The following is a 24,768-nucleotide window of genomic DNA, read 5'->3' on the forward strand; positions in this document are numbered from 1 at the left end:
TCTTTCAGGCTTAATCCAATTCAAATTCTTTCATCCACGTCTCATCCTTTTGCACCGGCTTTTGGTGTTCCTTCAAAACGAGACAATTTTCCAGCACAAGGACATCCATCTCCGTCCGCATGAAACACCGGTAGGCATCTTCAGGCGTACAGACAATCGGTTCCCCTCGAACATTAAACGAGGTATTGATCAACACTGCACACCCGGTTTGCTTTTCAAACTCTTGCAATAATTGATAGTAGCGAGGATTGGTATCAGGTGACACCGTCTGAACCCTGGCGGAATAATCCACATGGGTCACTGCTGGAATATCCGATTTGGGAACATTGAGTAGATCAATTCCCCAAAGTTTTTGTTGATCCGGTTGTACCGCTCGTCGTCGCTTCTCGACAACCGGGGCCACCAGTAACATGTAAGGACTATCGGTATCCATTTCAAAATACTCGGACACCCGTTCTCGTAAAACCGATGGCGCAAAGGGACGGAAGGATTCCCGATATTTAATTTTTAAATTCATGACCGATTGCATTTTCTCGCTACGAGGGTCGCCCAAGATACTTCGTCCTCCTAGAGCCCGAGGACCGAATTCCATGTGCCCTTGTAACCATCCAATGACCTTTCCCTCAGCCAAATACTCCGCCACTCGACGATACAGGTCCGAATCCTCCACGCGCTCATACCTGGCTTCAAGCTGTTGGAGCCTGGATTCAATGTCCTCGTTGGAAAAGCGTGGCCCTAAATAACTGCCTCGCATCGAATCACTAGGGCCCTGGCATACCCGAGGCTGATTCAGATAGCTGTAATGCACATTTAAGGCCGCCCCCAACGCGCTCCCCGCATCGCCTGCGGCCGGCTGAATCCACAGCCCGCTGAAAGGACCTTCCCGCAGCACTCTTCCGTTTCCGACACAATTCAAGGCCACCCCTCCGGAAAGGCAAAGATGGGAAAGGCCCGTTTCTCGATAAAGGCTGTTAGCCAGACGGAGCATGACCATCTCGGTGACTTCCTGTACAGACCGGGCCAGATCCATTTCCCGCTGAGTGAGAGTACTTTCCGCCTGACGCGGAGGACCACCAAATATGGCGTCGAACTTGTTATTGGTCATCCGTAATCCGGTACAGTAATCAAAATAGTCCATATTGAGCCGGAAGGTACCATCCGGCTTCACATCCACCACATTGTCCAAAATCGTTTTCACATACTTGGGCTCTCCATAGGGAGCGAGACCCATCACTTTATATTCACCGGAATTGACCTTAAACCCGGTATAGTAGGTAAAGGCCGAATACAGTAGCCCGATGGAATGCGGAAAGGGAATTTCCCATAAAGGTGTTAATTGGTTTCCCCGCCCGATCCAGGCCGAAGTGGTCGCCCATTCGCCCACACCGTCCATACATAGAACAACCGCTTCCTCATAAGGAGAAGGGAAAAAGGCCCCGGCCGCATGTGATTCATGGTGCTCCCCAAAAAGCAAAGGGGGCAAGTTCTCTTTTTTTTCGAGACTCCCTACCTGACGAAAAGCTTTTTCTAGTAAGTTTCGCAGGAACAGCTTTTCTTTGATCCACACAGGAATGGCGGTTAGAAACGATCCTAGTCCCTTCGGCGCATAGGACAAATACGTTTCCAACAAACGTTCAAATTTGACGAAAGGTTTGTCATAGAATACCAGATAATCGACGTCGCGCATGCCAACCCCGCCTTGCCGGAGACAATACTCCACCGCATGGCTCGGGAACCCGGCATCATGCTTTTTTCGCGTGAACCGTTCTTCTTGAGCAGCCGCCACAATCTTGCCATTCTGGATGAGACAAGCCGCGCTATCGTGGTAATAGGCGGAAACACCCAGAATTGATGTTAATTTCCTGTTTGGCGTTGTCATGTTTTTCCTTACAATAAGAGCTTGCCTTTGGCATGTTGGATGTCATGCCCAGACAGAAAACCCGTAAACTCTAAATTTTCGGTGAAAATGAAGAAGAACTTTACTAACGATTCTTCCCTGCTTCCCCTTCGATCGATTGAAAACCTCCTACCGGACTTATTCTACTTATTGAAACAGTTCATCAAAAAACAATTTCATGTGCTCCCATGACCGTCGATCAGCTTGCTCCTGATATTGCACCCCGGTCATCCCATATTGATTGGCCGAAGGGTTGGTGAATCCATGTTGGGCACCTCCATAAATCACCATGTGCCAATCTAACCCAGCCTCGTCTAAAGCATGTTTAAATTTCGTAATGTGGTCTTGGCTAAGAAACGGATCGGCCTCTCCATGGGCAATGAGCATTTTGACTGAACTCTTTATGGCAGAAGATGCGGACGGGAGAGGGAGCGACCCGTGGAAACTTACGACTCCTTTGACCGGTGCTCCATCATACACCATTTGCATAACCGTCGCCCCTCCAAAACAATACCCAATAGCTGCTAAACGGGTTTGATCTACCAGGGGATTTGTCTGAAGAAGCCGTAATCCCTCTTTCGCCCTGGCCTGCCATATCTTAACATTGGCTGTAGTTTGTAGCATCCATTGCCTGGCCTCATCTGGATGAGTGGTCACTTTTCCCTTTCCATACATATCCACCGCCACCGCCACATATCCCAAGGCCGCCAATTGTTCCGTACGAGTTCGAGCATATTCATTTAGGCCCCACCATTCGTGAACAACCAAAATTCCCGGACGTTTACCCTTTATCTCATCATCCCAGGCCACGACTCCTTCCAAAACAACTTTCCCATGATTGTAAGGGACAGTTGTGATCTGCACCCTCGCGTCCACTTGCGAAGACCATACACACGCAATCATGAGAAGACATAGACCTGATCGATGGAAATAATTCATGATTTCTGCTTCTTCACTTTAATGGTTCAGTAAGAATTCGGACCGGTATGCAGACTATGACATGATTTCGATTTAGTACTATTTCTTCCAGTCATTAACCAAAACGCTTCAAAAATGGTCAGATACTAAATTTTACGGTAAATTCAGCATTTAGCAATTTTTTTTGAATTCATTGTTTTTGTGTCTCCAAAGAATCCGCCAGTTGTGCTCTCCAACCGAGAGAAAGAAGCACAATATTCTTTTTTGAACGATAGAACTCAAATAACACATTGGCACTTAAATTCGGGGCACCGGAAATGATTTTTTGATACTGGTCCTTAGTCATCATCACCAAACGCGTAGATTGTTGAACGTCCTTTTTTAGTTCTTCCAGCGCCAAGGAATCTTTAAGACCCTTTCCCACGATTCGTGAACGACCGTGGAGATAATCCCAATAAAATTCATCTTCATCCCCCCGCCAATCCCATGACTGAAATACCGATATGGGATCAGTTTGATTATTCAGTCGCCGTTGATTTTCGTCAAATGCCAGCCTGGGAGAGCCTTCCGCTTGAATACCAGGAATAATAAATCCGGTCACCGTCACCATAAGGGCCACGCCCAACACTCCCATACCCACAAGACCCATTCGCAGATAATTCTTGACAGCCAGGCCAATCATTATCAGGCCTAACATGCCTAATCCAACACGAAGAGCCAAAGGAATGATGTCCAACGGGACATGCCATTTTTTTTGCAACAGAATAGGTCCAAGAAATACCGAAACCACAAAAACGCCCCCTAAGCATGCTAACAAGCCCCTCAACATACCCTTTCCTTCTGAGATTGGTGCTTCATGCAGCAGTCGATGGTACACATAGCCGACCAACAAACCGAATGCCGGTAGGAGAGGTATAAGATACCGTTCATGCTTTTCGGGCCCCAAACTCATCGCCACAAAGTACGCCACGACCCAGAGAAATACCCACAATTCTTTGGGCGACTCAAGCCAGGGACGACGCTTCCATATGAGAAAAAGGCCAAAGGGAAGTAAGGCCGACCAGGGGAAAAAGTCGAACCAGATTACGAGACCATACCAAAAAATGGGACGTTTGCCCCAATAGGCCTCCCACGCAGAATATTGTTGATCGCCGGATACGCTGATCATGCGTTTGAGATTTTCTTCAAAGAAAAAATGCTGCCTGAATTCGGGGCCAAGCAACAGGTAGTAGGCACCGAGTAACAAGCCACTCAATACGGCTCCAACCCAAAAATGCCATTCCCGAAATACTCGCCCATCACGGCGCATCCATAAGAATATTCCCATTACCAGAACCGGCAAGGCCATGGCATGTAACGTTTTAACCATCGAGCCCAACGCCAACGCCACAAAACCGATTAAATACCACCACTGTGAAGATTCTTGAAAATACGCGCGGGCCCAGGCATACATCCCCAATGTCATACAAAAAGTTAACACAGGATCGATTATGGCCAATGGACCAAACCATAAGCCCGCATAACAGGTCGCACATACCAACGCGCTCCAAAATCCTGCCCTTTCTGAAAACAACAGGCGGCCTAAGTAATAGGTCGTTATCATTGTTCCCAAACTGGATAGAATCGACGGCAACCGTAAGGCGGTCTCACTCCATCCCAAACCATGAATGAATCCCGCCTGAAGCCAAAAGAAAAGAGGCGGTTTACTAAAATACGGCTCTCCCCGTAACCAAAGATGCACATAATCCTCGGCCGCCATCATGGTGTGGGTGATAATGGCGTACAAACCCTCGGTTTCCCCGAACAGAGAAATAGATGCATTGGAGCTAAACGCCAAAAAACCAATGACTAAAAGAAGCGAAATATGGATAGCGGGGCGTTCAAGGAACGCAATCCAGGAGGTATTCATTAGAAAAGAGAAGATATCCCACTGCCCATGATGATCATTACCGACAATGTGTTGGCACACCCTACAACAAAAACCCTGGATTTGTTAACTCACGCGACTATTCGACCAACTCATTTCTTAGAATTTCGGAAAGGGGTATTAAACTGGATCTGGTGAATGGGCATCAATGCTTTTATGCTTGCCCTAATTGAAGATATGCCATGCATTAGGAGGAAGGAAAAAATACAACAGAAGAATCGACGTTTCCTGGTGTGTGATCGGCTTCAATATTACGTATACACGTAATGCCCTACGAGTGGGGAGTGGGGATACTACCATCATCAAGGCAAAAGGCAACTGGGGAAATCTGAATGGTGCGCCCGGAGGGACTTGAACCCCCAACCCTCGGCTCCGAAGGCCGATGCTCTATCCAATTGAGCTACGGACGCATGAAGAATTGATTTATACATCCCACCAAGGTCCCCGTCAACCAATCTCTTAATTAGTCAGGCTTCCCCTGGCTAATTCTCGCGTCTTCATATTCCCTTTAAGGTAGGTGACCAGTTCGTAGCTTTCACCTCTTGGGCCCACCCCTCTGGGGAATAGTCACGGAAACTCCTATTGGGTTGAAATGGGCTTGAGCAAGATACTTTTTCCTATTTCTGACCGTCAGGAATCAAATGATACGTACCGAACAGTTGGCCTCTGATACCATCATGTTTCATGTGCAAGGACAGTTTAATAAACAAGTTGCCAAAGAATTGGGTTTGTTGGTCTTTCGTTCTTACCACTCAGGGTGTAAAACCTTCCTTTGCAATCTGAGCCTGGCCAAGGCGTTTGATAAGGAGGCTTATTCCCAACTGACCTTGATTGGAGAAGGATTACGAGATAAAGGAAGAAATTGGCGAGTAATTTCCCCGCCCTTTTCCAGCGGAAACCAACTTATCCTCCGAACAAGTCTTCAGTTTCTTCTTCCCGCAAACTTGAATTAATTACTCTTCTCTAAAAGAGATCCAATCGCCAACGTTCTTGAATAAAAAAAAGGGCTCGAACCGACTCTTTCCCTAATCTTCTTAGAATTCAGCTAATTACCCAAAATTCAAGCCATCCCGCATTGTGTAATCCCTATAGACCGACGCCCCAAAAATCGCTCATATTTTTGGAAATAGAGCTCCGTCCATAAATTGGAAGTATGATGGAAGGATGAAGTTGCCTCAAAAAAAAACGGAGGCACCATTCCGATTAATACCGCAGGAAATTTCTCTGCGACTATTCCCCAGTGCCCCCCTGGATAAGCATTGGTATCCTGCGTAGTGATTATGAAATGACTAATACGATTCAGGGGCAGGGAGATCGATTTCGGATTGGGTGGCTTCAGGGACTAGTCTTTCTAAGCGGCGATGATAGTCACGAAGACGTTGTTGTTGAGGTGGAGAGAATTTAATAGTTTCCTGATTGTGCAATTCCACCAACTGTTCAACGCATTGCAACAGGGGAGGCACGGCATCAAATACTTTTCCCGTCTCGAAGGCTTCTAAGGATTCGACAAATAATGGAGGGAGAGTTTTGTACGTGACTCCTACTCGGTCACGAAATCGATAGACCGTGGTTTCATACGCATCGACTGCCTCAGGTGTCGGACGAATTCCACCAGACAATGCCAGCATGGACTTGGCCGGTACCTTCGCGGCAAAAGCCGCCAAACTGGCAATCAGTTCTCCCAATGTGTCAACCACCTGCCCAGGTTCAAGTTTTGCCTCTTTATTCATATGTTGAAATCTACTCCAATCGCTTGCCTGCTTGTCAAGACAATCATTCGTCTTCCTTGCCCTTCAAGGCATTCAGTACGGTCATCATATCTTCAGGCAACTCCGCTGAAAATGTCACCATTTTGTTGGAAACAGGATGTACGAAACCAAGAACTTTGGCATGCAACATCACACGGGGAATGCCAATCCCTCCAACAACCATAACTTTTTTCCCTCCATAGGTTTGGTCACCCAAGATCGGACATCCGATAGCCTTGAGGTGAACTCGTAGCTGATGCGTGCGTCCTGTACCAGGGAATAATTCCACATGTGCCGCCGCTGCCCCAAATCGTTCTTTCACCCGGTAACTGGTCAGTGACTCCTTGGGATTGGTTGTGCGTGCGGAAAAGGTTTTCCGATCTTTGGTATCTCGTCCGATCGACAACTCAATCCGGCCTTCCCGTGTCTTGGGCCCTTCCCACACAAACGCCTCATAGACCCGAATGATGGAGTGGGCTTTGAATTGTCCCGCCAATATCCGGTGAGCCTGATCATTTTTGGCCACGACTAAAATCCCTGTCGTTTCCTTGTCAAGTCGATGCACCAATCCCGGACGTTCCTTTCCTCCAATAGTTGAAAGATGCCCTTCCCCGCGTTGCATGTGATGCAGGAGCGCATTAACCAAGGTCCCGGTCCAATGACCCGGAGCCGGATGAACCACAAGGCCGGCCGGTTTGTTGAGAACCAATAGGAATTCATCTTCATAGAGGATGACAAGGGGAATTGGTTCAGGATTGATCGCCACGGGCTCTGGACGCGGTACGACCAGCACAACGCAATCACCAGGCCTGACCTTGTGGCTGGGTTTCACAACCTGACCACCGACCGTTATATGGCCGTCTTCAATTAATCGTTGGAGGGCTGTTCGGGAAAAATAGGGTTCGCGATTGGCAAGAAAATGATCAAGGCGTTTGGGCGATTCGCCTGCGGTGACGATGAACTCCGTCCGCGTAGCGATATGCGGCATGGCAGATAAAAAAACGGGGCGATCGGTTACTTTATATAAGACGGGAACCGGCCTGTTGGCGGTGGCGACCGGCAATTTTTTGCCGGAGGCGGGCCTTTTCCAAACTGACGCGAGCTTCCTCAACTTCCGAGGGTAACCCACCACGCTCCAGACGTTCTTCCGCTTTTCGAACGGCATCCTCGGCCCGTTCTACATTAATGTCTTCAGCCTTTTCGGCAATTTCGGCCAGAATCGTCACCTTGGTCGGCGTCACTTCAGCAAACCCCCAGAGCACAGCCATGTATTCAGTCTGTTCACCAATACGGTATTGAAGTTCGCCAATTCGCAAGGTAGTCAGAAAATGACAATGGCCAGGCAGGACACCGAAATCTCCCTCACTCCCAGGAGCTGACACGTAGTCGACTTCCTTACTGAGCAAACGGTGATCGGGGGTGACCACCTCTAAAAGAATTTTCCCTGATGACGTCCCCACACCAGCACCTGCCATTATCGTTTGTATCCGAGTTTTTCAGCTTTTTCGATGGCTTCTTCGATTGGTCCAACCATATAGAAGGCTTGCTCGGGAAGGTCATCGTATTTACCATCCACGATTTCTTTGAAGCTTCGAACGGTATCAACGAGTTTCACATATTTACCCGGGGATCCAGTAAAGGCTTCTGCCACGTGGAAGGGCTGAGAAAGAAACCGTTGGAGTTTCCTCGCCCTGGCCACCGTTTGCTTGTCGTCTTCCGATAATTCGTCCATGCCTAAGATGGCGATGATATCCTGAAGATCTTTATACCGTTGCAAAGTGCCTTGTACCCGTTGCACTACCTGGTAATGCTCGTCACCCAAAATATGGGGATCTAAAATTCTTGAGGTGGAATCCAATGGATCGACCGCAGGATAGATGCCCAACTCGGCCAATTGTCGTGACAACACGGTGGTGGCATCCAAATGGGCAAACGCCGTTGCCGGGGCTGGGTCAGTCAAGTCGTCAGCCGGCACATAAATCGCTTGAACCGAAGTGATGGATCCCTTCTTGGTCGACGTGATCCGTTCTTGTAAAGTCCCCATCTCCGTCCCCAACGTCGGTTGGTACCCCACGGCTGATGGCATTCGACCGAGCAAGGCAGATACCTCGGATCCGGCCTGAGTAAACCGGAAGATATTGTCGACAAAAAGCAGAACGTCCTGATGCTCCTCATCGCGGAAATATTCGGCGATAGTCAGTCCGGTAAGGCCCACCCGGAGGCGAGCTCCTGGTGGCTCATTCATTTGCCCATAAACCAAGGCAGCTTTCGATTTTGAAAAATCATGAGGATCAATGACCTTGGACTCCTGCATTTCATGCCAAAGATCATTACCTTCACGAGTCCGTTCACCGACGCCGGCAAAAACTGAAAAACCGCCATGGTGAAGGGCGATATTATTGATAAGTTCCATGATGATGACGGTTTTACCTACGCCGGCACCACCGAACAACCCGACCTTTCCCCCTTTGGCATAGGGCTCCAACAGGTCGATAACTTTAATTCCGGTTTCCAATATTTCAGTTTTGGTTTCCTGATCTTCTAACGCAGGGGCCGGACGGTGAATGGACCATCGTTTTTCCGTTTTGACGGCACCGAAGCCATCAACAGGTTCACCCAAAACATTGACGACCCGTCCGAGGGTTTCCCGTCCAACGGGAACAGAAATCGCCGCACCGGTATCTTTCACCTCTAAACCCCGGACCAATCCATCGGTCGAAGACATTGCCACGGCCCTTACCCGGTTTTCCCCAAGGTGCTGGGCCACTTCCAAGGTGACCTGGATGTCCGACTGTCCGCTCTGACCGTCCGAGCGATGAGTGATCGTTATGGCATTAAAAATATGAGGAAGTTTCCCTGGAGGAAACTCCACGTCCACCACCGGTCCAATGACTTGAATGACTCTTCCATTTCCGACATCCGTACCCACCATAGACTCCTTGGTTGAAAAAGATTGGTGAACGGCACACGGTCTTCCGTGCCCGGCCAGGATCAACCTTCGATTTATTTCAGGGCCTCTGCGCCTCCCACGATATCCATCAATTCTTTGGTAATCGCGGCCTGGCGCGTCTTGTTATAAAATAACGTGACCTTTTTGATTAATTCTCCGGCATTCCGTGTGGCCCCATCCATGGCCGTCATTCGTGCAGCCTGTTCCGCGGCAGCCGATTCTAATAAGACCCGATACGTTTGTATTTCAAAATGTTTCGGCAATAAGGTGGCCAACAATTCATTTTCATCTGGCTCATACAGATAACTCCCGGCTGCCACCGGCTTCTCTCTTCCACCAGGCTCCTGGACCGATTCAATGGGGAGCAGCTTTTCAATGATCACCTGCTGCTGCATGACCGATTTAAATTCGTTGTAGACCACATATAAGTGATCAAAGGTGCCTTCTTGATACTGAGAGATAATGTCCTGCCCGATATCCAGGGCATGCTCAAAACTAAGGCGATCAAAGACTCCCCCCCATTGCTGACGAATCTTCCAATTTCGTCGTCGGAAGAAATCAATCGATTTCCTTCCGGCGAGACTGACCGACACATGTTTCCCCTGTCTGGTCTGCTCCTCCAAAAATTCAACGGCCTGACGGAGAATATTGGTATTAAAGGCCCCGCAAAGCCCGCGGTCGCTTGTCACCACCAGAAGTTCCATCGCATTCCCGTCCCGGCGCTGAAGGAGAGGATGGGAGGCACGATTGACCCGTTCGCTCAGGTGTCCCATGACTTCCCGTAACTGATGCGCATAGGGCCTAGCCGCTAAGATACGATCCTGCGCGCGTTTCAACTTGGCCGCAGACACCATTTTCATGGCTTTGGTTATCTTCTGCGTGTTTTTGACAGACGCAATTTTTCGTCGGAGGCTTTGAAGACTTGGCATAGCAAAAAAACTTTACACGGCTTGATCGTAGCCTTTGGACTGTTTAAATTCGGAAATAATGCTTTTCAACTTACCGCCAAATTCCTCATCAATCTTCTTTTTGGTCACGATTTCTTCCCGCACATTGGGGTGCTTCTCTTTAATATAGGCTAACAAACCTTGCTCAAATTCCCGAATTTTATTCACGGGAACATTATCAAGAAACCCGTTCACCCCGGCATAAATTGACAACACCTGATCGGCCACAGCCAGGGGTTTATACTGTTCCTGTTTCAGCAGTTCGACCATGCGCGCACCTCTAGCCAATTGAGCTTGCGTAGCTTTATCCAATTCACTGCCAAATTGCGCGAAGGCTGCCATTTCCCGATACTGCGCCAAATCGAGCCGGAGAGTTCCAGCCACCTGCTTCATCGTTTTAATCTGCGCAGCCCCTCCAACCCGGGAAACTGATAGCCCAACGTTAATCGCCGGCCGAATACCGGAATAGAACAGGTCAGCTGCCAGATAGATCTGTCCATCAGTAATAGAAATCACATTCGTGGGAATATAGGCGGAGACGTCACCTGCCTGTGTTTCGATAATCGGCAATGCCGTCAGACTGCCGGCGCCTTTTTCATCACTCATCTTCGCGGCCCGCTCCAATAACCGGGAATGCAAAAAGAACACATCGCCCGGATAGGCTTCACGTCCTGGTGGACGTCGAAGAAGCAGAGAAAGCTGGCGGTAAGCGGTGGCATGTTTGGACAAATCGTCATACACGATAAGCGCATGCTTCCCATTGTCACGGAAATATTCGGCCATGGTCACACCGGCATACGGTGCAAAAAATTGCAACGACGCCGAATCGCTAGCGGTGGCGGACACCACCGTCGTGTACTCCATGGCTCCATGATCCTCCAGGGTTTTCACCACTCGAGCTACCGTCGATCGTTTTTGTCCGATGGCCACGTAAAAACAAAACACACCCAGGCCTTTTTGATTGATGATCGTGTCAACCGCAATAGCGGTTTTCCCAGTCTGACGGTCTCCAATAATTAACTCCCGTTGGCCTCGACCGACCGGAATCATGGCATCAATGGCCTTGAGCCCCGTTTGAAGGGGTTCTCCCACCGATTGCCGATCAACCACACCTGGTGCACGAATTTCAATAAGCCGTGTCTCCGTGGTATTGATTGGACCCTTCCCATCAATAGGCATCCCGATGGCATCCACAACCCGTCCGACCAGTGCTTCCCCAACCGGGACCTCGGCAATTCGTCCGGTGCGTTTCACCGGATCTCCTTCACGAATTCCCACATCCTCGCCCAGGAGCACCGCTCCGACACTATCTTCTTCCAAGTTCAAAGCCACTCCGTACACTCCACCAGGAAATTCCAACAACTCTCCCGCCATCGCCCCTTCCAAACCATAAACCTTGGCGATATTGTCACCCACCTGGATGACGTAGCCCATTTCTTTGACATCAACCCGTTGCTCGAATCCTTTGATTTTTTCCTTAATGATGGAGCTGATTTCTTCTGCTTTGATCTGCATGGATTATCCCTTCGTCAACTGATCATGCATACCGGCTAGTCGACCCGACACCGTATTATCAAATACCCGGCTGCCAATTTTTATTCTCAATCCCGCAATAAGATGGGGCTCTACCTCAAAAGCCACTTCGACTCCATGGTGCAGCGTTTGAGACAAATCTTGCTGGATCTGTTCTTTTTCGGCCGCTTGAAATGGTTTGGCCGAGCTCACCCAGACTTGCTGAACTCCCTGTTGTTGATCAGCCAATTCCGCAAAGGCCTCTGAAATTTCAGGGAGCAACATGGCTCGATTCTTTTTCAACAGTTGCGTGAGGAAATCCCGCATGACCGGAGGGGCCTCCATCCTTTGACTTAATTCATTCAGGACAGCTTGTTTTTCCTCAAAATTAAAGACTGGTGATGCGAGGACATGCTTCAGGGCAGGAGTTTCCTCCAAGCCTTGTTGCAATGCGCTTAAGGCACTTCGTGCGGGTTCAATACCCGATTTATCGAGCAGTTGGAAAAGCGCCGATGCGTACCGGCGCCCAATGGTGCTTTTATTCACAGTTTACAGAGATTCCAGGCAGCCACGTGTTGAACGGATTTGGGCGTGTGTTAAGCGGGTGAAACTAGCATGAGTGATGCAGCCTGTCAACCGGAAAGAGCGGATGTAAAGGGATTTTTTTCTGATTCCCAATTAGCGTTGGGGGCGGGCGGCTGAGTCGGTTTCTACGCACATCTGAATATTTTTCTTTGGGCTTGGCCCTTGAATTATTCCTCCTCCCAATACACGATCTCCAAGGTAAAAAACCGCTGACTGGCCAGGACTCAAAGCCCGAACAGGCGCATCAAACCTTATTGTGATCGATGTGGAATCTGACCATCGGTACGTAGCTGGGACTGGCGGGGAACTATAACGAAATTTCACATCAATTTTGTTTGCATGCTGCAATGACTCTGGAGAGAAAATATTCAAGTCTGAAACCAGGCATTCTCTGGAATCTAAATCTTCGGCAGGACCCAGGACCACCATATTCATGTCTGGAAGCACGCGCTGCACATACAAACGGCTTCCTCCGGCAATACCCAATCCTTTTCGTTGGCCTGGTGTATAAAAGGCCACGCCTTGATGCTGGCCAAGCTCCTTGCCCGTTTCATCCACAAATGTACCGGGAGTCGAAGCCTGCGGTGCATGCTGCTTGAGAAATTGTCGGTAATCACCCTGCGTCACAAAGCAAATTTCCTGGCTTTCTTTGAGTTCGTCCACCGGCAGGCCCATAGCCTCCGCTTCCCTCCAGACGTCAGGTTTTTCCATATCCCCTAAAGGAAACATCATTTTTGAGAGCCAACTGGGCGGTATTCGATAGAGAAAATATGATTGGTCTTTTTTGGCATCCTTCCCACGAACCAGGAGAGGGGTCCCTCCTTCATCGTGTTTGATATTGGCATAGTGGCCGGTCGCAATATAGTCAGCTCCAAGGGCATCGGCCACCTGGAAGAGACCTTCAAATTTCACTCGTTCATTACACCGAACACAGGGATTAGGGGTGGTTCCCTGGAGATACCCCCCAATGAAATCATCAATGACTCCCTTTTGAAAACGTTCACGGGTATCGATGACCCTGTGAGAGATCCCTAATAATTCTGCCACATGTCTGGCCATTCCCACCTTACAGCATCCCCGTTCCTGCCAACGCTTGGAAACGGAGGTGGCATCTTCTTCCTCCCAGACTTTCAATGTGACCCCGATAACATCGTACCCCTGCTGTTTCAATAATTTGGCAGCCACGGAGCTATCCACACCACCGCTCATACCCAAGACAACTCTTTTGGAATCAGAGACAGGCATTAGCGACTCAACGGCTCTGTTTCTAATTTTTTTTCTAATTTTTGCTCAACCTTGGGAATCGTCTTGCCTTGTCCATTGGAAAGGATCTTATTGTCCAATGGCGCTTCTAATTTTGGAGCGGAACCCATATCGCATTCCCCTTGAAAATACACGCCTTCTTCCATGGCAAAAATGGGGGTATGGACATCTCCAATAAGAACCGCCGGCTTAAGGAGTTGGATTTTTGATTTTGCGGTAATCACGCCCTCAATCCGGCCACTGTTCACAATAGTTCCACCTGTGATGGTCCCTTTGATGACGGCACTTTCACCAATGATGAGGGTATCATCAATCGTGATTTCTCCTTCAAAGTTACCATCCACCCGCACCGTGCCCTCAAATTGAGCTTTGCCCTTAAAATCAACACCCTTCCCCAGAAATGTATAAAATTCCTGACCAAATCCTAATTCCTTTTTCTTTTCTTTTTCACCCCACATAGATCGTTCCTCCTCTCATCCAGTAAAGAGCCCTCAAGTTGCACGCTAGGATCTCCATGTCCAACTGGGAACTAGCCGCCTATTTTTTGCAGAAGATTGCTTTTATTTCACCTTCACGGCTTCTTCTACCGAAATCACAAGTTTGGCTTCTTTGCCTTTTCGCTCCAGTTTTTGGGGCATATTGCAGGTCCCATTAAACACCACTCCCTCATCCATCGAAAGAAGGGGGGAGGTAATGGTCCCTTCAAAGACGGCTGGGGATAACAGTTTAACGCGATGCTTGGCTTCGACATCCCCCGTCAATTGCCCCTGACACATAATGGTTCCTGCATGGATCTTGGCAGCAATGACCGCTTTTTGCCCAATAATTAAATTCCCGTCGGTATATATTTCACCCTCCAGCCGGCCATCCACTCGAACCGTGCCCTGATACCGAATGGTTCCCTTAAAGGTCACCTCCTCACCAACAAAGGCGATAATATCTCCTGATTCCTGCTGACCAGCCGAAGTCACCGGACTATCCACCACAGCTGGTTCCTTCTCCTGCCCTTGACTCATTTCTCCCATATCCTGAGTGCTTTCTTCGCTTTTTTTGAAAAACATGAGCCTCTCCCTCCTCGATAACTGTGTGCTCCAATTCCTTCATGGCTGACTCGATACCCGGTAATATTAGCTCGACCATTTGCCATCATCATGATCCTTTAACATCTTAAAGGAGAGCCCATTCGCTCAGAAGCCATCCGTTGGATTATTCAAATTCTATTCCATAACCAATGAAGCAATCCGATCCAGTTCATCATCGGAAAAATAATGGATGACGACCTGCCCTCCCCTGACTCCCGCCTTCACCTGGACTTTAGTACCCAAGCGTTTTCGAAATTGCTCTTCCAGGTTTCGAAATCTATTGGGTTCCTCTTTTTTGGATTTGGCGCCTTTGCCTTTTCTCTGCTCGGTAATCATCTGCTCAATTTGGCGAACAGAGAGTTGCTCGGAAACAATTTTCCGTGCAAGCTGGATTTGTGCTGCTGGAGTCGGCAGGCCCGCTAATACCTTCGCGTGACCTAAACTGATGACCCCCGCCTCAATATACTCTTGGACATCCTTTGGCAGCGTGAGCAGCCTCACAATATTCGCGATGGAGGAACGATCCTTACCCACAGAGCGTGAAACCAGATCCTGGGTTAAGCCGAATTCCCCCATTAATCGGGAATAGGCCTTAGCTTCCTCCATAGGATTGAGATTTTCACGCTGAATATTTTCTACCAACGCAATCGCTAAGGCCTTTTCATCGTTGGAATTCCTCACCAGGACAGGAATGGTTTGCAGCCCGGCAATTTTTGCCGCTCGAAACCGGCGTTCCCCGGCAATGAGCTCGAACATACCATCGCCTTTTCTCCTGACCACAATAGGCTGCAGTACGCCATGCTCTTTGACGGATTGCGCTAACTCATCTAATTCCGCCTCCAAAAATGTCGTTCTGGGCTGATAGCGGTTTGGGAGAATCTGGTCCAATGGTATCATGGAGACCGCCTGACCATCCTGCTCCACTTTCCAGACAAGAGTCTTTTTTTCAGGAAGTAGGGCCTGAAGCCCTTTACCTAACGCTTTCTTTTCCATTCCTCAAAATCTCCTTGGCGAGGTCAAGATAGGCCTTAGCTCCACTAGACGCGGCATTATAGGATAAAACCGCCTTCCCATGACTCGGTGCTTCAGCCAACGCCACATTCCTGGGGATAACAGTCTGAAAGACTTTATCTGCAAAAAATCCTCGAATTTCATCTTGCACCTGCCGCGAAAGATTAATTCTTGAATCATACATCGTCAACACAATGCCTTGAATAGCTAACTCCGGGTTAAATGACTCCCGAATTCTTTCGACATTTCCCAATAAACGACCCAATCCTTCCATGGCATAATACTCACATTGCACGGGAATGATCAGGTCAGAGGCTGCAACAAGAGCATTAATGGTTAAGAGGCCGAAGGCAGGTGGACAATCAATGATGATAAAATCGAAGTCCACAACTCCCTCCAACACGTTTTTTAGAATAGTTTGACGGTCCTGGAGATTGGACAGTTCGATTTCCGCCCCGACCAAATCGCCCTTTGAGGCCACCACACTAAGTCCGTTTATATTAGTAGGTAAAATTACGCTTTCAACCAAGCGCCTATCCATTAAGCATTCATAAATAGTTGCCCCTTGAGGTTCAATTGACAATCCACTGGTCGCATTGGCCTGTGGATCCAAATCAATCAATAAAACAGATTTTCCAGATATAGCCAAAGCCGCGCCAAGATTGATAGACGTCGTGGTTTTTCCAACTCCGCCCTTCTGATTGGCAATAGCAATGGTTCGTTTCAACATAATCAAATAAACATCATTATTAGCAATCGTTCCACGTGGAACATGGCAAGTACCTGTTATGATTCATATTTCAAAACCGACAAGACACGGCTTCCATACCCAAACGGTAAATCATAAGAAAATTCTTCAAATACTACCATCCCGTTGAGACGAGAATGATTGTCAATATTTTTCGATCTAAATACAACTAGTTTTCCATTTTTTTTCAAAATACGGTCAAGATGCGGCAGGATGTGGTCTACATTAACCCCTTTACAAATGGCGACATCACATTTTTCTTCCTGCACCGCCATCGAATCAAAGTCTTCCAACCGACGTGGGACAACAGAAATTTTGTGTAAATCAAGCTTCCCAATAATGTTATGGAGGAAAGCTGTCTTATTCGATCTGGGTTCCATTAATACAACATCAAGAGCAGGCAAAGCCAACTTAAGTGGTATCCCAGGGAAACCACCACCCGTTCCAATATCAACAATCCTGAGATTAGGATTATTTCCAAGCGCCAAATGTCCCGCCAACGAATCGACAAATAATAAAACGGTTCGCTCGCTTTCTGTGCGAAGACCTGTCAGGTTGATCGAACGGTCCCAACGACGCAGTTCATCATAATACAGACCAAATTTACAAAGTATTTCATTGGAGAAGGTAAGCCCAAGTTTATGAGCCCCCTGAACGAAATGATCTAGAAAATTAAAAGATTGATCGCTTTGTTCCACGTGGAACATCTCATTTTTCATGAAACATAAAATAAGGAATTTCCATTGGGCTTTTTAAATTGGAATAGTGAAGAAACAAAGCCACGGCTGGGCTGAAGATAAGGCAATAGAACTAGCTGGCCTTTTTATGTTTTTCCACGGCAACAAGGAGAAGTGACATGGCGGCAGGAGTCATTCCAGAAATTCGTGAAGCCTGACCGATGGATGAAGGGCGCACTTTCTTGAGTTTTTCAATAACTTCATGTGAAAACCCTTTGATATCGTCATAGTTAAAGTTATCTGGAACGTGACGATGCTCAAGCTTTTTAAATTGCCCAATCAGTTGTTCCTGTCGCTTAATATACCCCTCATACTTGATGGTTATTTCAATGGCCTCGACCACGTCAGGATTATCTTCTTTTGTTCCATTTAAAAACTGAGCCAAATGATGATAGGAAACTTCGGGCCTTCGAAGAAGTTGTGCGAGCGACGAATTGGGGGCAAAGCTTTCCATTGGAATCATGTCCTCAAGGACCAAACCTGATGATCTTGGAGCAGTGGTATGAAGTCTCTGTATTTCCCGCTCGATCTTTCCCTTTTTTTCCTGAAAGGTATTAAATGTTCTCTCAGGCACAAGCCCGATACGATATCCCTGTTCGGTTAAACGGAAGTCAGCATTATCCTCTCTAAGAAGCAAACGATACTCAGCTCTTGAGGTAAACATTCTATAGGGTTCACGTGCATCTTTTGTGATTAAATCATCAATTAAAACACCAATATATGCCTGTGACCTATCTAAAATAAGCGGACTCTCGCCCTTCACCTGAAGAGCAGCGTTAATCCCCGCCATAATTCCCTGCGCGGCAGCTTCTTCATAGCCGGATGTCCCATTTATTTGCCCGGCATGAAAGAGTCCTTTGACGAGTTTCGTTTCCAATGTTTCATGAAGTTGTCGTGGCGGGAAGTAATCATATTCAATCGCATAGCCTGGTCTAAGAAAAACCGATCGTTCAAGACCCGGTATCGTTCGAACAAAGGCCTGCTGTACATCCACCGGCAGGCTGGTAGAAATCCCATTGGGGTAGAATGAGCGTGACTCAAGGGTTTCAGGTTCCATGAAAATCTGATGCCTGTTTTTGTCAGAAAACCGGACCACTTTATCTTCAATCGAGGGGCAATAGCGCGGCCCTGTTGATTCAATGATTCCGCAGTACATCGGTGATCTATCAAGATTTTCCCTTATAATTCGATGAGTTTCATCATTCGTATAGGTAATATGGCAGTGAATTTGTGGGTTGGGAATGTGAGTGGTTCTAATAGAAAATGGTCGAGGAACCGAATCCCCCGGCTGCGGAATCATGACGCTGAAATCGATTGAATCTCTATCTATCCTCGGAGGGGTTCCTGTTTTTAATCGTCCAATTTCAAATCCAAAGTCTCTCATGCAATCCGATAGATTCTCTGCAGAGGGCTCACCGGCTCGCCCGCCGGGAAGATGATTCAATCCAATATGCATAAGACCTTTGAGAAAGGTCCCCGATGTCAGGACAACCGCTTTCGTGAAAATAGTTTCCCCGCTATTGGTCATGACACCATTGACCGCCCCGCCCTGCGTCAGAATCCGATTCACTGTGCCTTGAATAATTGATAAATTATCCTGTCTGCTTACCGTCTCCTGCATTCGATTGGCATAAAGCTGTTTGTCACATTGGACTCGCGTGGCACGCACGGCCGGTCCTTTCCGCATATTGAGCACACGGAATTGAATGCCGGATTGGTCGGTGTTCCATCCAATTTCTCCACCGAGAGCATCAATTTCCTTGACGAGATGGCCCTTCCCAATCCCTCCTACGGCGGGATTACATGGCATCGTGGCGATTTTTTGGGAATCAATGGTCAGCATCACCACCCTACATCCCATCCTGGCGGCCGCAAGGGCAGCCTCACACCCGGCATGACCTCCTCCGACGACGACAATGTCACATTCCATACTCATTGGTTCTAATCCGTATTGTTATGAACACTTTTCCGGGTATGGCTTTTACTTCCCAATGCAAAACTCTCGAAAAATTTGATCCAAAATATCCTCATTCGTGATGGCACCGACGATTTCTCCAAGAGAATTCAGTGCCATCCGTAATTCTAATGCCACACATTCGGCTGAAAGGCCATCATCTATGGCCAATAACGCGTTTTTCAAGGCCTCTCCCGCATTCTGAAGTAACGTCTTATGTCTCAGCCGTGAAACGAGCACTGAATCACCGGCCTCATATTGACGACCAACAGCCAGGCTTTTGATGGCTTTTTTTAAATTATCAAGACCTTCACCGCTTAATGCTGAGACTTCGACATATCTTTTCTCTCCCACAGAACTATTTTCAGAATTTTTCATAGGTTGCCTGACAATATCCTGCAGTTCTTTCTGAGAAAATTTGGCCGGTAAATCGATTTTATTGAGCACCATAACACAGGGTTGTTCATGATATTTTTCAATAAAAAATACGTCTTTATCATTAAGTGCTGAGCTTCGATCAAATGCCATAATCAACACGTCAGCTTCTTCAATAGCCTGAGTGGCGCGATTCATACCTTCATTCTCTAATTCATCCGTCGTTTCTCGTAATCCGGCAGTATCAAAGAGCCGTATCATGACTCCTTCAACCATAATAGCCTCTTCGAGTACATCACGCGTGGTCCCAGGAATATGAGATACAATAGCTCGATTGGTTCCCAGTATGCCATTTAACAAACTGGACTTTCCTACATTGGGTCGCCCAATAATGACAGTACGAATGCCTTCTCGAATCATCCGGCCCTCTTCGGCAGACTCCAATAGTTGGAAGATTTCTCGCAAGACCTCCTCTGTATTATGCTTGAGCTCCCTCTGGTCAATAAACTGGATATCATCATCCACAAAATCCATTCCGGCTTCCAAGTGGGCAACAAGTTTCACGAGGCGGTCCCGTTGATGTTGGATGACCATGGATAGCCGACCCTGTAGATGCTCCTGGGCCATCCTTAAACTCTGAAGAGAATTGGCGCGTATAGTATCTAAGACCCCTTCCGCTTGTGTTAAATCCATCCGTCCGTTCAAAAAACTCCGCTTTGTAAACTCTCCAGGTTCAGCCAACCTGGCGCCAGCCTGCGTTAAGGCCTCGCAAATGGCGTTCACAATGACCGGCCCTCCATGGGCATGCACTTCAACGACATCTTCTCCCGTATAAGATCGTGGGGCTCGCATCATCACAACCAGCACCTCATCCAATGCCGAAGAAATCTCTCTTCCCACAATCTCCCCAGGTTGACGAGGGTTCCATACAAATTGACCCAGGTACAACTGGTAGGGCTTGATCTGTTCAAGAGGTTTACCCGAACGTAATCGAAGAATACTTGAGGCCACAGGAAGGGCGTGAGTTCCACTGACTCGAACAATCCCCACTCCCCCTTCGCCCATAGGGGTGGCTACGGCACAGATGGTGTCGTCTAAAGAGCCCATAAGGTTAGACCGAGGCAGGATTAGGATTTAGAGGAAGAGCCCGAGGGAGATGACGAACGTTTCTTTTTTCCGGATTCCAAAGCAGGTTCGCTCCCTTTGGGAGATTGATCCGTAGACCCACCTCTCGGTTTTTTCAAAATATACCTGTCGGTCACAAACTGCTGCGTCACGGTCAGCACATTATTAGTGACCCAATATAACACCAAACCTGCGGGAAAGGTTACAAACAAAAAGGTCAACCCTACAGGAAGAATCATCATCATTTTCGCCTGAGTGGGATCCATCGTGGTGGGCATGATTTTTTGTTGGACGACCATAGAAATCCCCATCAGCACAGGCAGCACATAATACGGATCTTGGGCAGAAAGGTCTGTAACCCACAGCATAAACGGGGCCTGGCGAAGATCGATCGTCATATACAAAATATTAAAGAGGGCAACAAACACCGGCATCTGCAACACCATGGGGAGGCATCCACCGACTGGATTCACTTTATGCTCTTTATAGAGCTTCATCAGCTCCTGGTTGAGTTTTTCCTTGTTATCTTTAAATTTCTCCTGTAGTGCCAGAACCTTGGGTTGGATGGTTTGCATCCCTTGCATTGATTTATAACTTTTGTATTGCAAGGGAACAAATAGCAATTTAATCCCTAAGGTCAGTAAAATAATGGCCACACCATAATTATGGGTATAGTCATAGATGAACCGTAAAACTGAAAACAGCGGCTTCGCCACGGCTTTCACAATGCTCCAACTGCCATAAATAAACCATCCAAAATCAATGGTATCTTCCAACCCGATCTCGAAAGACTTCAGGACATCGTATTTTTTGGGACCAGCGTACAATTTTGTCTTATGAGTTTGTTCCCCAGATCCCCCTGGAAGAGACATGCCCGCAGAAACAACCATTTCGGTTTCAAGCTTAGAATACAGGCCGTTCGCATTTTCCGGGATAAATACACTCATAAAATATTTATCCTGAAGGGCTAACCACCTGACCGGACCATCGCGTCGCAGGATCGGAGCATCTGCATCGGGAGACAATTTTTCCAATTCATCCCCGACCATCCAGGCAGATCCCAGTAATCCAATAAATCCCTGACCCCATTCCACCACACCAAAATTGGTGCCCAAAAGCACATCAATGTCACCTGAAATCCCCCTGGTGCGAATAATGATATCCACCACATAGGAATCGTAATGAAATGTAAGTTCCTTTTGGAGCCACAGGTCGGATTCAGAAGACGAATGGGTTAAAAGCACTCTTCCGGTAGGATGCGATTCATCTAATTCGTTAAAATCCTTTTGGATCTGAAAGTTCCCTTGACGAAGACGCCGAGTCTCCCCTTCGTTTCCCTTGATCTGCACCGTGAGTGGCTCGGGAAACTGTCCATTTGGATACACCAATTGGACGGGAACATTCTCCTCTGTCTGAGTGAGATATTTTTTTAACTCCCAGGAGGTTATGACTCCTCCCTGACCTGAAATATCAGCTCGAAAAAGCGGGGTTTCAACAACCACGATCTCTTCAGTAAGCGGTGACTCAGCAGAAGGAATGGAGGAGGATATTGAAGAGGGTTCAGATAAAGAAGAAGAGGAGGTGGTCTTAGCATCCGCCCCTTTTTCCGGCAAACTGTTTGTTAGCTCTTGATCGATGATCGGACTGGTAGAGAATGGAGAATATCCCAACTCCTTCAGGAGCAGGTCATACCCAAAGATAATCCCTAAGGAAAGAATAAGGAAAAGGACGACGCGCTTTTCCATTTTTCTAACTCGTGAGTCCCATAAAGCTGGTGGTAATTAACTATCAAACGGAGGCAAAATATTCAGTGTTCAGGGAACCGGATCCAGCCCCCCAGGATGGAATGGATGACACTTGAGAATTCGACCAGCCATTAAGACCACACCCTTCATCGCGCCATGTTTATGGATAGCCTCAAAGCCATAATGAGAACATGTCGGTTCAAAACGGCAACAGGTTCCCATAAACGGGGAAACTCCATATTGGTAGACTGCAATAATTTTTTTTAAAACCGAAGCTATCATTTATTATTTAAGAAGACCGGCTTTGGCTAATGTGTTCTTCCAGGTTTCCCCTATCCTTTGGTACTTCACCCCCAAAACCATGATTTTTGGGTACACGATGCAATGAAAACCACCGGCCATTCCGGATTGCGATTCTCTGACGAGTTCACGAAAAATCCGTTTCAGCCGATTTCTCGTTACGGCTTTGCCGACTCGTCGCCCGACGACGATTCCTATTCGAGACGGATCATGATTGGGTACAGGACTAACAAGGAGGGTAAAAAATGGGTTCCGCACAACAGACCCATTGGCCTTCACTCCATCATATTCATATTTTTTCTTTAAAAAAAAGGGAAGCCCTCCCCTTACTCATCAGAAACCGTCAAGCGGTACCTGCCCTTTTTTCGTCGACGGGCAAGGACCTTTCTCCCATTCTTAGTGCTCATGCGCTTTCTAAAGCCATGATCTCGTTTTCTCTTTAAATTAGAGGGCTGTCGATAGGTCATTGACACGGCATTGTTCTCCTTTTAGCCAATTTCTTATGAACACGCCATTTTATGGGGGGAAATGGCAAGAGTCAAACGTATTTTCTCCCTCCAAATCTAAAACACCAACCCATTGATTCGTTGACTGGATTCTGGCGGAAAGATATAGTCGGATTCTCTTTTCCCCAATATTTCTTCAACAGAATAAGGCTTGCCGTGTTACGCTCCATTAAGGGTCTTAAGGACATTTTGCCTCAACAAACACCGCAATGGCGCTATATGGAAACATTGGCCCATACCCTTGCTGCCCAATCCGGATTTTCTGAGATACGTATTCCGATATTCGAGTCCACTGAACTCTATGCCAGGAGTATAGGAGGAGAAACCGATATTGTAGAGAAAGAGATGTATACTTTTCCCGATCGAGATGGGAGTTCTCTGACATTACGTCCCGAGGGTACTGCGGGGGTGGTGCGAGCTGTGTTGGAGCACCATCTTCTGGAATCACCCTCTACACGAAAACTGTATTATCTTGGACCGATGTTCCGTCATGAGCGACCGCAAGCAGGGCGATACCGGCAATTTCACCAATTTGGGGTTGAAGCGTTCGGGACCGAAGATCCCTTCATGGATGTCGAGGTGATTGCCCTTTTATGGAGGTTTTTTTGTTCGCTGGGACTCAAAGATCTCACTTTGCAAATGAATTCAATTGGCAATACTCAAGATCGTGAAAACTATATTCGAGAACTCAAACAGTTCATTTCTACTAGATTAGAAAAGATTTGCGGTAACTGCCAGCGTCGGTACACGACGAATCCCTTACGGATTCTCGATTGTAAAGTCCCGATTTGCCAGGAAGCGACAAAGGACGCCCCCACACTTTTCGACCACCTCTCCCCCGAATCGGCCGCTCATTTTCAAAGTGTCCTCGATGGACTCACGTCCATAGACATTCCGTATTCCTTGAACTACCGTTTAGTGAGAGGTCTGGATTATTACTCCCGCACCACCTTTGAAATCACTTCTCCACATTTAGGGGCTCAGAGCACCATTGGGGCCGGAGGCCGCTATGACGGATTAGTCGCATTACTCCAGGGGCCGTCCACCCCTGCTATCGGTTTTGCTGTTGGGCTAGAAAGAGTGGCCCTCCTTCTTCCTGAACAAATAGCCTCCCCAAAAATTCCTTTATTTTTTGTGGCTGGGTTTGGAAAGGAAGCCAAACCCATTGCTTTTAATCTTCTTAACGAACTAAGAGAGCTAGGCATACGGGCAGACACAGACTATAAAAGTGTCAACTTAAAATCTCTCCTTCGATCCGCAGATAAACTTGGAGCCGGTTATGCCATTATCATCGGGGACGATGAAGCCCGCTCAGAAACGGCCATCATCCGAAACATGACAACCAAAGTCCAGGAATCCGTGAAGCTAAAAGAAATTTCTCAAAAAATTCAATCCTTAGCCTTATAAAAAGTGGGACAAGATATCTTGGGTTTTTTCT

Annotated in this window: 23 protein-coding genes, 1 tRNA gene and 1 pseudogene; 2 read left to right on the forward strand and 23 right to left on the reverse strand. The window is 47.6% G+C overall.

Going from position 1 to position 24,768, the window contains the following annotated elements; translation table 11 throughout:
• Positions 1–10: 10 nt before the first annotated feature.
• The 4 genes from PP769_RS04245 to PP769_RS04260 form a co-directional block, all read right to left on the reverse strand.
• Positions 11–1,879 carry a carbamoyltransferase family protein gene (locus PP769_RS04245; RefSeq protein ID WP_312645584.1) on the reverse strand — a complete coding sequence of 623 codons (1,869 nt, stop codon included), beginning with the start codon at positions 1,877–1,879 and terminating at the stop codon, positions 11–13.
• 165 nt (positions 1,880–2,044) lie between these two features.
• Complete coding sequence (locus tag PP769_RS04250; protein WP_312645586.1) at positions 2,045–2,836, reverse strand: dienelactone hydrolase family protein; 792 nt, start codon at positions 2,834–2,836, stop codon at positions 2,045–2,047.
• Positions 2,837–3,005: 169 nt separating this feature from the next.
• Positions 3,006–4,724, reverse strand: coding sequence for an ArnT family glycosyltransferase (locus PP769_RS04255; protein ID WP_312645588.1), 1,719 nt, complete (start codon positions 4,722–4,724; stop codon positions 3,006–3,008).
• 351 nt (positions 4,725–5,075) lie between these two features.
• A tRNA-Arg gene (locus PP769_RS04260) sits at positions 5,076–5,152 on the reverse strand.
• 231 nt (positions 5,153–5,383) lie between these two features.
• Between PP769_RS04260 and PP769_RS04265 the strand changes: the two genes are divergently transcribed.
• Positions 5,384–5,695 (forward strand): hypothetical protein, encoded by a 312-nt coding sequence (locus PP769_RS04265; RefSeq protein ID WP_312645590.1) that lies wholly within the window; start codon positions 5,384–5,386, stop codon positions 5,693–5,695.
• Positions 5,696–6,031: 336 nt separating this feature from the next.
• Here the strand turns inward: PP769_RS04265 and PP769_RS04270 are convergent, their stop codons facing one another.
• The 19 genes and pseudogenes from PP769_RS04270 to rpmH form a co-directional block, all read right to left on the reverse strand.
• Entirely contained in the window at positions 6,032–6,472 is a 441-nt protein-coding gene (locus PP769_RS04270; protein ID WP_312645593.1) for a hypothetical protein, read from the reverse strand.
• Positions 6,473–6,515: 43 nt separating this feature from the next.
• The gene (locus PP769_RS04275; protein WP_312645595.1) at positions 6,516–7,553 is read right to left on the reverse strand and encodes an RluA family pseudouridine synthase; all 1,038 of its coding nucleotides are present in this window, start codon (positions 7,551–7,553) and stop codon (positions 6,516–6,518) included.
• A complete protein-coding gene (locus PP769_RS04280) occupies positions 7,510–7,965 on the reverse strand; it encodes a F0F1 ATP synthase subunit epsilon (RefSeq protein ID WP_312645597.1) in 456 nt (151 codons plus the stop codon). The genes PP769_RS04275 and PP769_RS04280 overlap by 44 nt, the downstream gene beginning before the upstream one ends.
• Positions 7,965–9,422, reverse strand: coding sequence for a F0F1 ATP synthase subunit beta (gene atpD, locus PP769_RS04285; protein ID WP_312645598.1), 1,458 nt, complete (start codon positions 9,420–9,422; stop codon positions 7,965–7,967). The genes PP769_RS04280 and atpD overlap by 1 nt, the downstream gene beginning before the upstream one ends.
• Before the next feature lie 71 nt (positions 9,423–9,493).
• Positions 9,494–10,369 carry an ATP synthase F1 subunit gamma gene (gene atpG / locus PP769_RS04290; protein ID WP_312645600.1) on the reverse strand — a complete coding sequence of 292 codons (876 nt, stop codon included), beginning with the start codon at positions 10,367–10,369 and terminating at the stop codon, positions 9,494–9,496.
• Between the two features lie 12 nt (positions 10,370–10,381).
• Positions 10,382–11,902, reverse strand: coding sequence for a F0F1 ATP synthase subunit alpha (gene atpA / locus PP769_RS04295; RefSeq protein WP_312645602.1), 1,521 nt, complete (start codon positions 11,900–11,902; stop codon positions 10,382–10,384).
• Between the two features lie 3 nt (positions 11,903–11,905).
• Positions 11,906–12,445: an ATP synthase F1 subunit delta gene (gene atpH, locus PP769_RS04300; RefSeq protein WP_312645604.1), complete on the reverse strand. Its 540-nt coding sequence runs from the start codon at positions 12,443–12,445 to the stop codon at positions 11,906–11,908.
• Positions 12,446–12,577: 132 nt separating this feature from the next.
• Complete coding sequence (gene mnmA, locus PP769_RS04305; RefSeq protein ID WP_312645606.1) at positions 12,578–13,729, reverse strand: tRNA 2-thiouridine(34) synthase MnmA; 1,152 nt, start codon at positions 13,727–13,729, stop codon at positions 12,578–12,580.
• Positions 13,729–14,205: a bactofilin family protein gene (locus tag PP769_RS04310; RefSeq protein ID WP_312645608.1), complete on the reverse strand. Its 477-nt coding sequence runs from the start codon at positions 14,203–14,205 to the stop codon at positions 13,729–13,731. The genes mnmA and PP769_RS04310 overlap by 1 nt, the downstream gene beginning before the upstream one ends.
• A gap of 102 nt (positions 14,206–14,307) precedes the next feature.
• A complete protein-coding gene (locus PP769_RS04315; RefSeq protein WP_312645610.1) occupies positions 14,308–14,808 on the reverse strand; it encodes a bactofilin family protein in 501 nt (166 codons plus the stop codon).
• Between the two features lie 156 nt (positions 14,809–14,964).
• Positions 14,965–15,822: a ParB/RepB/Spo0J family partition protein gene (locus PP769_RS04320; protein WP_312645612.1), complete on the reverse strand. Its 858-nt coding sequence runs from the start codon at positions 15,820–15,822 to the stop codon at positions 14,965–14,967.
• Positions 15,800–16,567: a ParA family protein gene (locus tag PP769_RS04325; RefSeq protein WP_376753419.1), complete on the reverse strand. Its 768-nt coding sequence runs from the start codon at positions 16,565–16,567 to the stop codon at positions 15,800–15,802. The genes PP769_RS04320 and PP769_RS04325 overlap by 23 nt, the downstream gene beginning before the upstream one ends.
• Positions 16,568–16,626: 59 nt before the next feature.
• Complete coding sequence (gene rsmG / locus PP769_RS04330) at positions 16,627–17,286, reverse strand: 16S rRNA (guanine(527)-N(7))-methyltransferase RsmG (protein WP_312645619.1); 660 nt, start codon at positions 17,284–17,286, stop codon at positions 16,627–16,629.
• 112 nt (positions 17,287–17,398) lie between these two features.
• Positions 17,399–19,261, reverse strand: a complete 1,863-nt coding sequence (gene mnmG, locus PP769_RS04335; RefSeq protein WP_312645621.1) for a tRNA uridine-5-carboxymethylaminomethyl(34) synthesis enzyme MnmG — start codon at positions 19,259–19,261, stop codon at positions 17,399–17,401.
• Positions 19,262–19,306: 45 nt separating this feature from the next.
• The gene (mnmE, locus tag PP769_RS04340) at positions 19,307–20,761 is read right to left on the reverse strand and encodes a tRNA uridine-5-carboxymethylaminomethyl(34) synthesis GTPase MnmE (RefSeq protein WP_312645623.1); all 1,455 of its coding nucleotides are present in this window, start codon (positions 20,759–20,761) and stop codon (positions 19,307–19,309) included.
• A 20-nt stretch (positions 20,762–20,781) separates the two neighbouring features.
• Complete coding sequence (yidC, locus tag PP769_RS04345; protein WP_312645625.1) at positions 20,782–22,524, reverse strand: membrane protein insertase YidC; 1,743 nt, start codon at positions 22,522–22,524, stop codon at positions 20,782–20,784.
• Positions 22,525–22,593: 69 nt separating this feature from the next.
• Positions 22,594–22,803 (reverse strand): membrane protein insertion efficiency factor YidD, encoded by a 210-nt coding sequence (gene yidD, locus PP769_RS04350; RefSeq protein WP_376753420.1) that lies wholly within the window; start codon positions 22,801–22,803, stop codon positions 22,594–22,596.
• A 6-nt stretch (positions 22,804–22,809) separates the two neighbouring features.
• Positions 22,810–23,118 (reverse strand): annotated as a pseudogene (gene rnpA / locus PP769_RS04355) (ribonuclease P protein component); the annotation flags it as partial.
• Between the two features lie 32 nt (positions 23,119–23,150).
• On the reverse strand, positions 23,151–23,291 hold the full coding sequence (gene rpmH / locus PP769_RS04360) for a 50S ribosomal protein L34 (protein ID WP_376753392.1): 141 nt from the start codon (positions 23,289–23,291) through the stop codon (positions 23,151–23,153).
• A gap of 195 nt (positions 23,292–23,486) precedes the next feature.
• Here rpmH and hisS point away from each other — a divergent pair, with 195 nt between their 5' ends.
• Positions 23,487–24,737 carry a histidine--tRNA ligase gene (gene hisS / locus PP769_RS04365; protein WP_312645632.1) on the forward strand — a complete coding sequence of 417 codons (1,251 nt, stop codon included), beginning with the start codon at positions 23,487–23,489 and terminating at the stop codon, positions 24,735–24,737.
• Positions 24,738–24,768 lie beyond the last annotated feature (31 nt).

Origin of the sequence: Candidatus Nitrospira allomarina (genome assembly GCF_032050975.1) — a bacterium.
Taxonomy (GTDB): domain Bacteria; phylum Nitrospirota; class Nitrospiria; order Nitrospirales; family UBA8639; genus Nitrospira_E; species Nitrospira_E allomarina.

What these genes read in the sequence shown, in the direction of transcription:
- PP769_RS04245 (WP_312645584.1), bottom strand. Translation starts at nt 1,879, where the DNA reads ATGACAACGCCAAACAGGAAATTAACATCAATTCTGGGTGTTTCCGCC.
- PP769_RS04250 (WP_312645586.1), bottom strand. Translation starts at nt 2,836, where the DNA reads ATGAATTATTTCCATCGATCAGGTCTATGTCTTCTCATGATTGCGTGT.
- PP769_RS04255 (WP_312645588.1), bottom strand. Translation starts at nt 4,724, where the DNA reads ATGAATACCTCCTGGATTGCGTTCCTTGAACGCCCCGCTATCCATATT.
- PP769_RS04265 (WP_312645590.1), top strand. Translation starts at nt 5,384, where the DNA reads ATGATACGTACCGAACAGTTGGCCTCTGATACCATCATGTTTCATGTG.
- PP769_RS04270 (WP_312645593.1), bottom strand. Translation starts at nt 6,472, where the DNA reads ATGAATAAAGAGGCAAAACTTGAACCTGGGCAGGTGGTTGACACATTG.
- PP769_RS04280 (WP_312645597.1), bottom strand. Translation starts at nt 7,965, where the DNA reads ATGGCAGGTGCTGGTGTGGGGACGTCATCAGGGAAAATTCTTTTAGAG.
- atpD (WP_312645598.1), bottom strand. Translation starts at nt 9,422, where the DNA reads ATGGTGGGTACGGATGTCGGAAATGGAAGAGTCATTCAAGTCATTGGA.
- atpG (WP_312645600.1), bottom strand. Translation starts at nt 10,369, where the DNA reads ATGCCAAGTCTTCAAAGCCTCCGACGAAAAATTGCGTCTGTCAAAAAC.
- atpA (WP_312645602.1), bottom strand. Translation starts at nt 11,902, where the DNA reads ATGCAGATCAAAGCAGAAGAAATCAGCTCCATCATTAAGGAAAAAATC.
- mnmA (WP_312645606.1), bottom strand. Translation starts at nt 13,729, where the DNA reads ATGCCTGTCTCTGATTCCAAAAGAGTTGTCTTGGGTATGAGCGGTGGT.
- PP769_RS04310 (WP_312645608.1), bottom strand. Translation starts at nt 14,205, where the DNA reads ATGTGGGGTGAAAAAGAAAAGAAAAAGGAATTAGGATTTGGTCAGGAA.
- PP769_RS04315 (WP_312645610.1), bottom strand. Translation starts at nt 14,808, where the DNA reads ATGTTTTTCAAAAAAAGCGAAGAAAGCACTCAGGATATGGGAGAAATG.
- PP769_RS04320 (WP_312645612.1), bottom strand. Translation starts at nt 15,822, where the DNA reads ATGGAAAAGAAAGCGTTAGGTAAAGGGCTTCAGGCCCTACTTCCTGAA.
- mnmG (WP_312645621.1), bottom strand. Translation starts at nt 19,261, where the DNA reads ATGAGTATGGAATGTGACATTGTCGTCGTCGGAGGAGGTCATGCCGGG.
- mnmE (WP_312645623.1), bottom strand. Translation starts at nt 20,761, where the DNA reads ATGGGCTCTTTAGACGACACCATCTGTGCCGTAGCCACCCCTATGGGC.
- yidC (WP_312645625.1), bottom strand. Translation starts at nt 22,524, where the DNA reads ATGGAAAAGCGCGTCGTCCTTTTCCTTATTCTTTCCTTAGGGATTATC.
- rpmH (WP_376753392.1), bottom strand. Translation starts at nt 23,291, where the DNA reads ATGACCTATCGACAGCCCTCTAATTTAAAGAGAAAACGAGATCATGGC.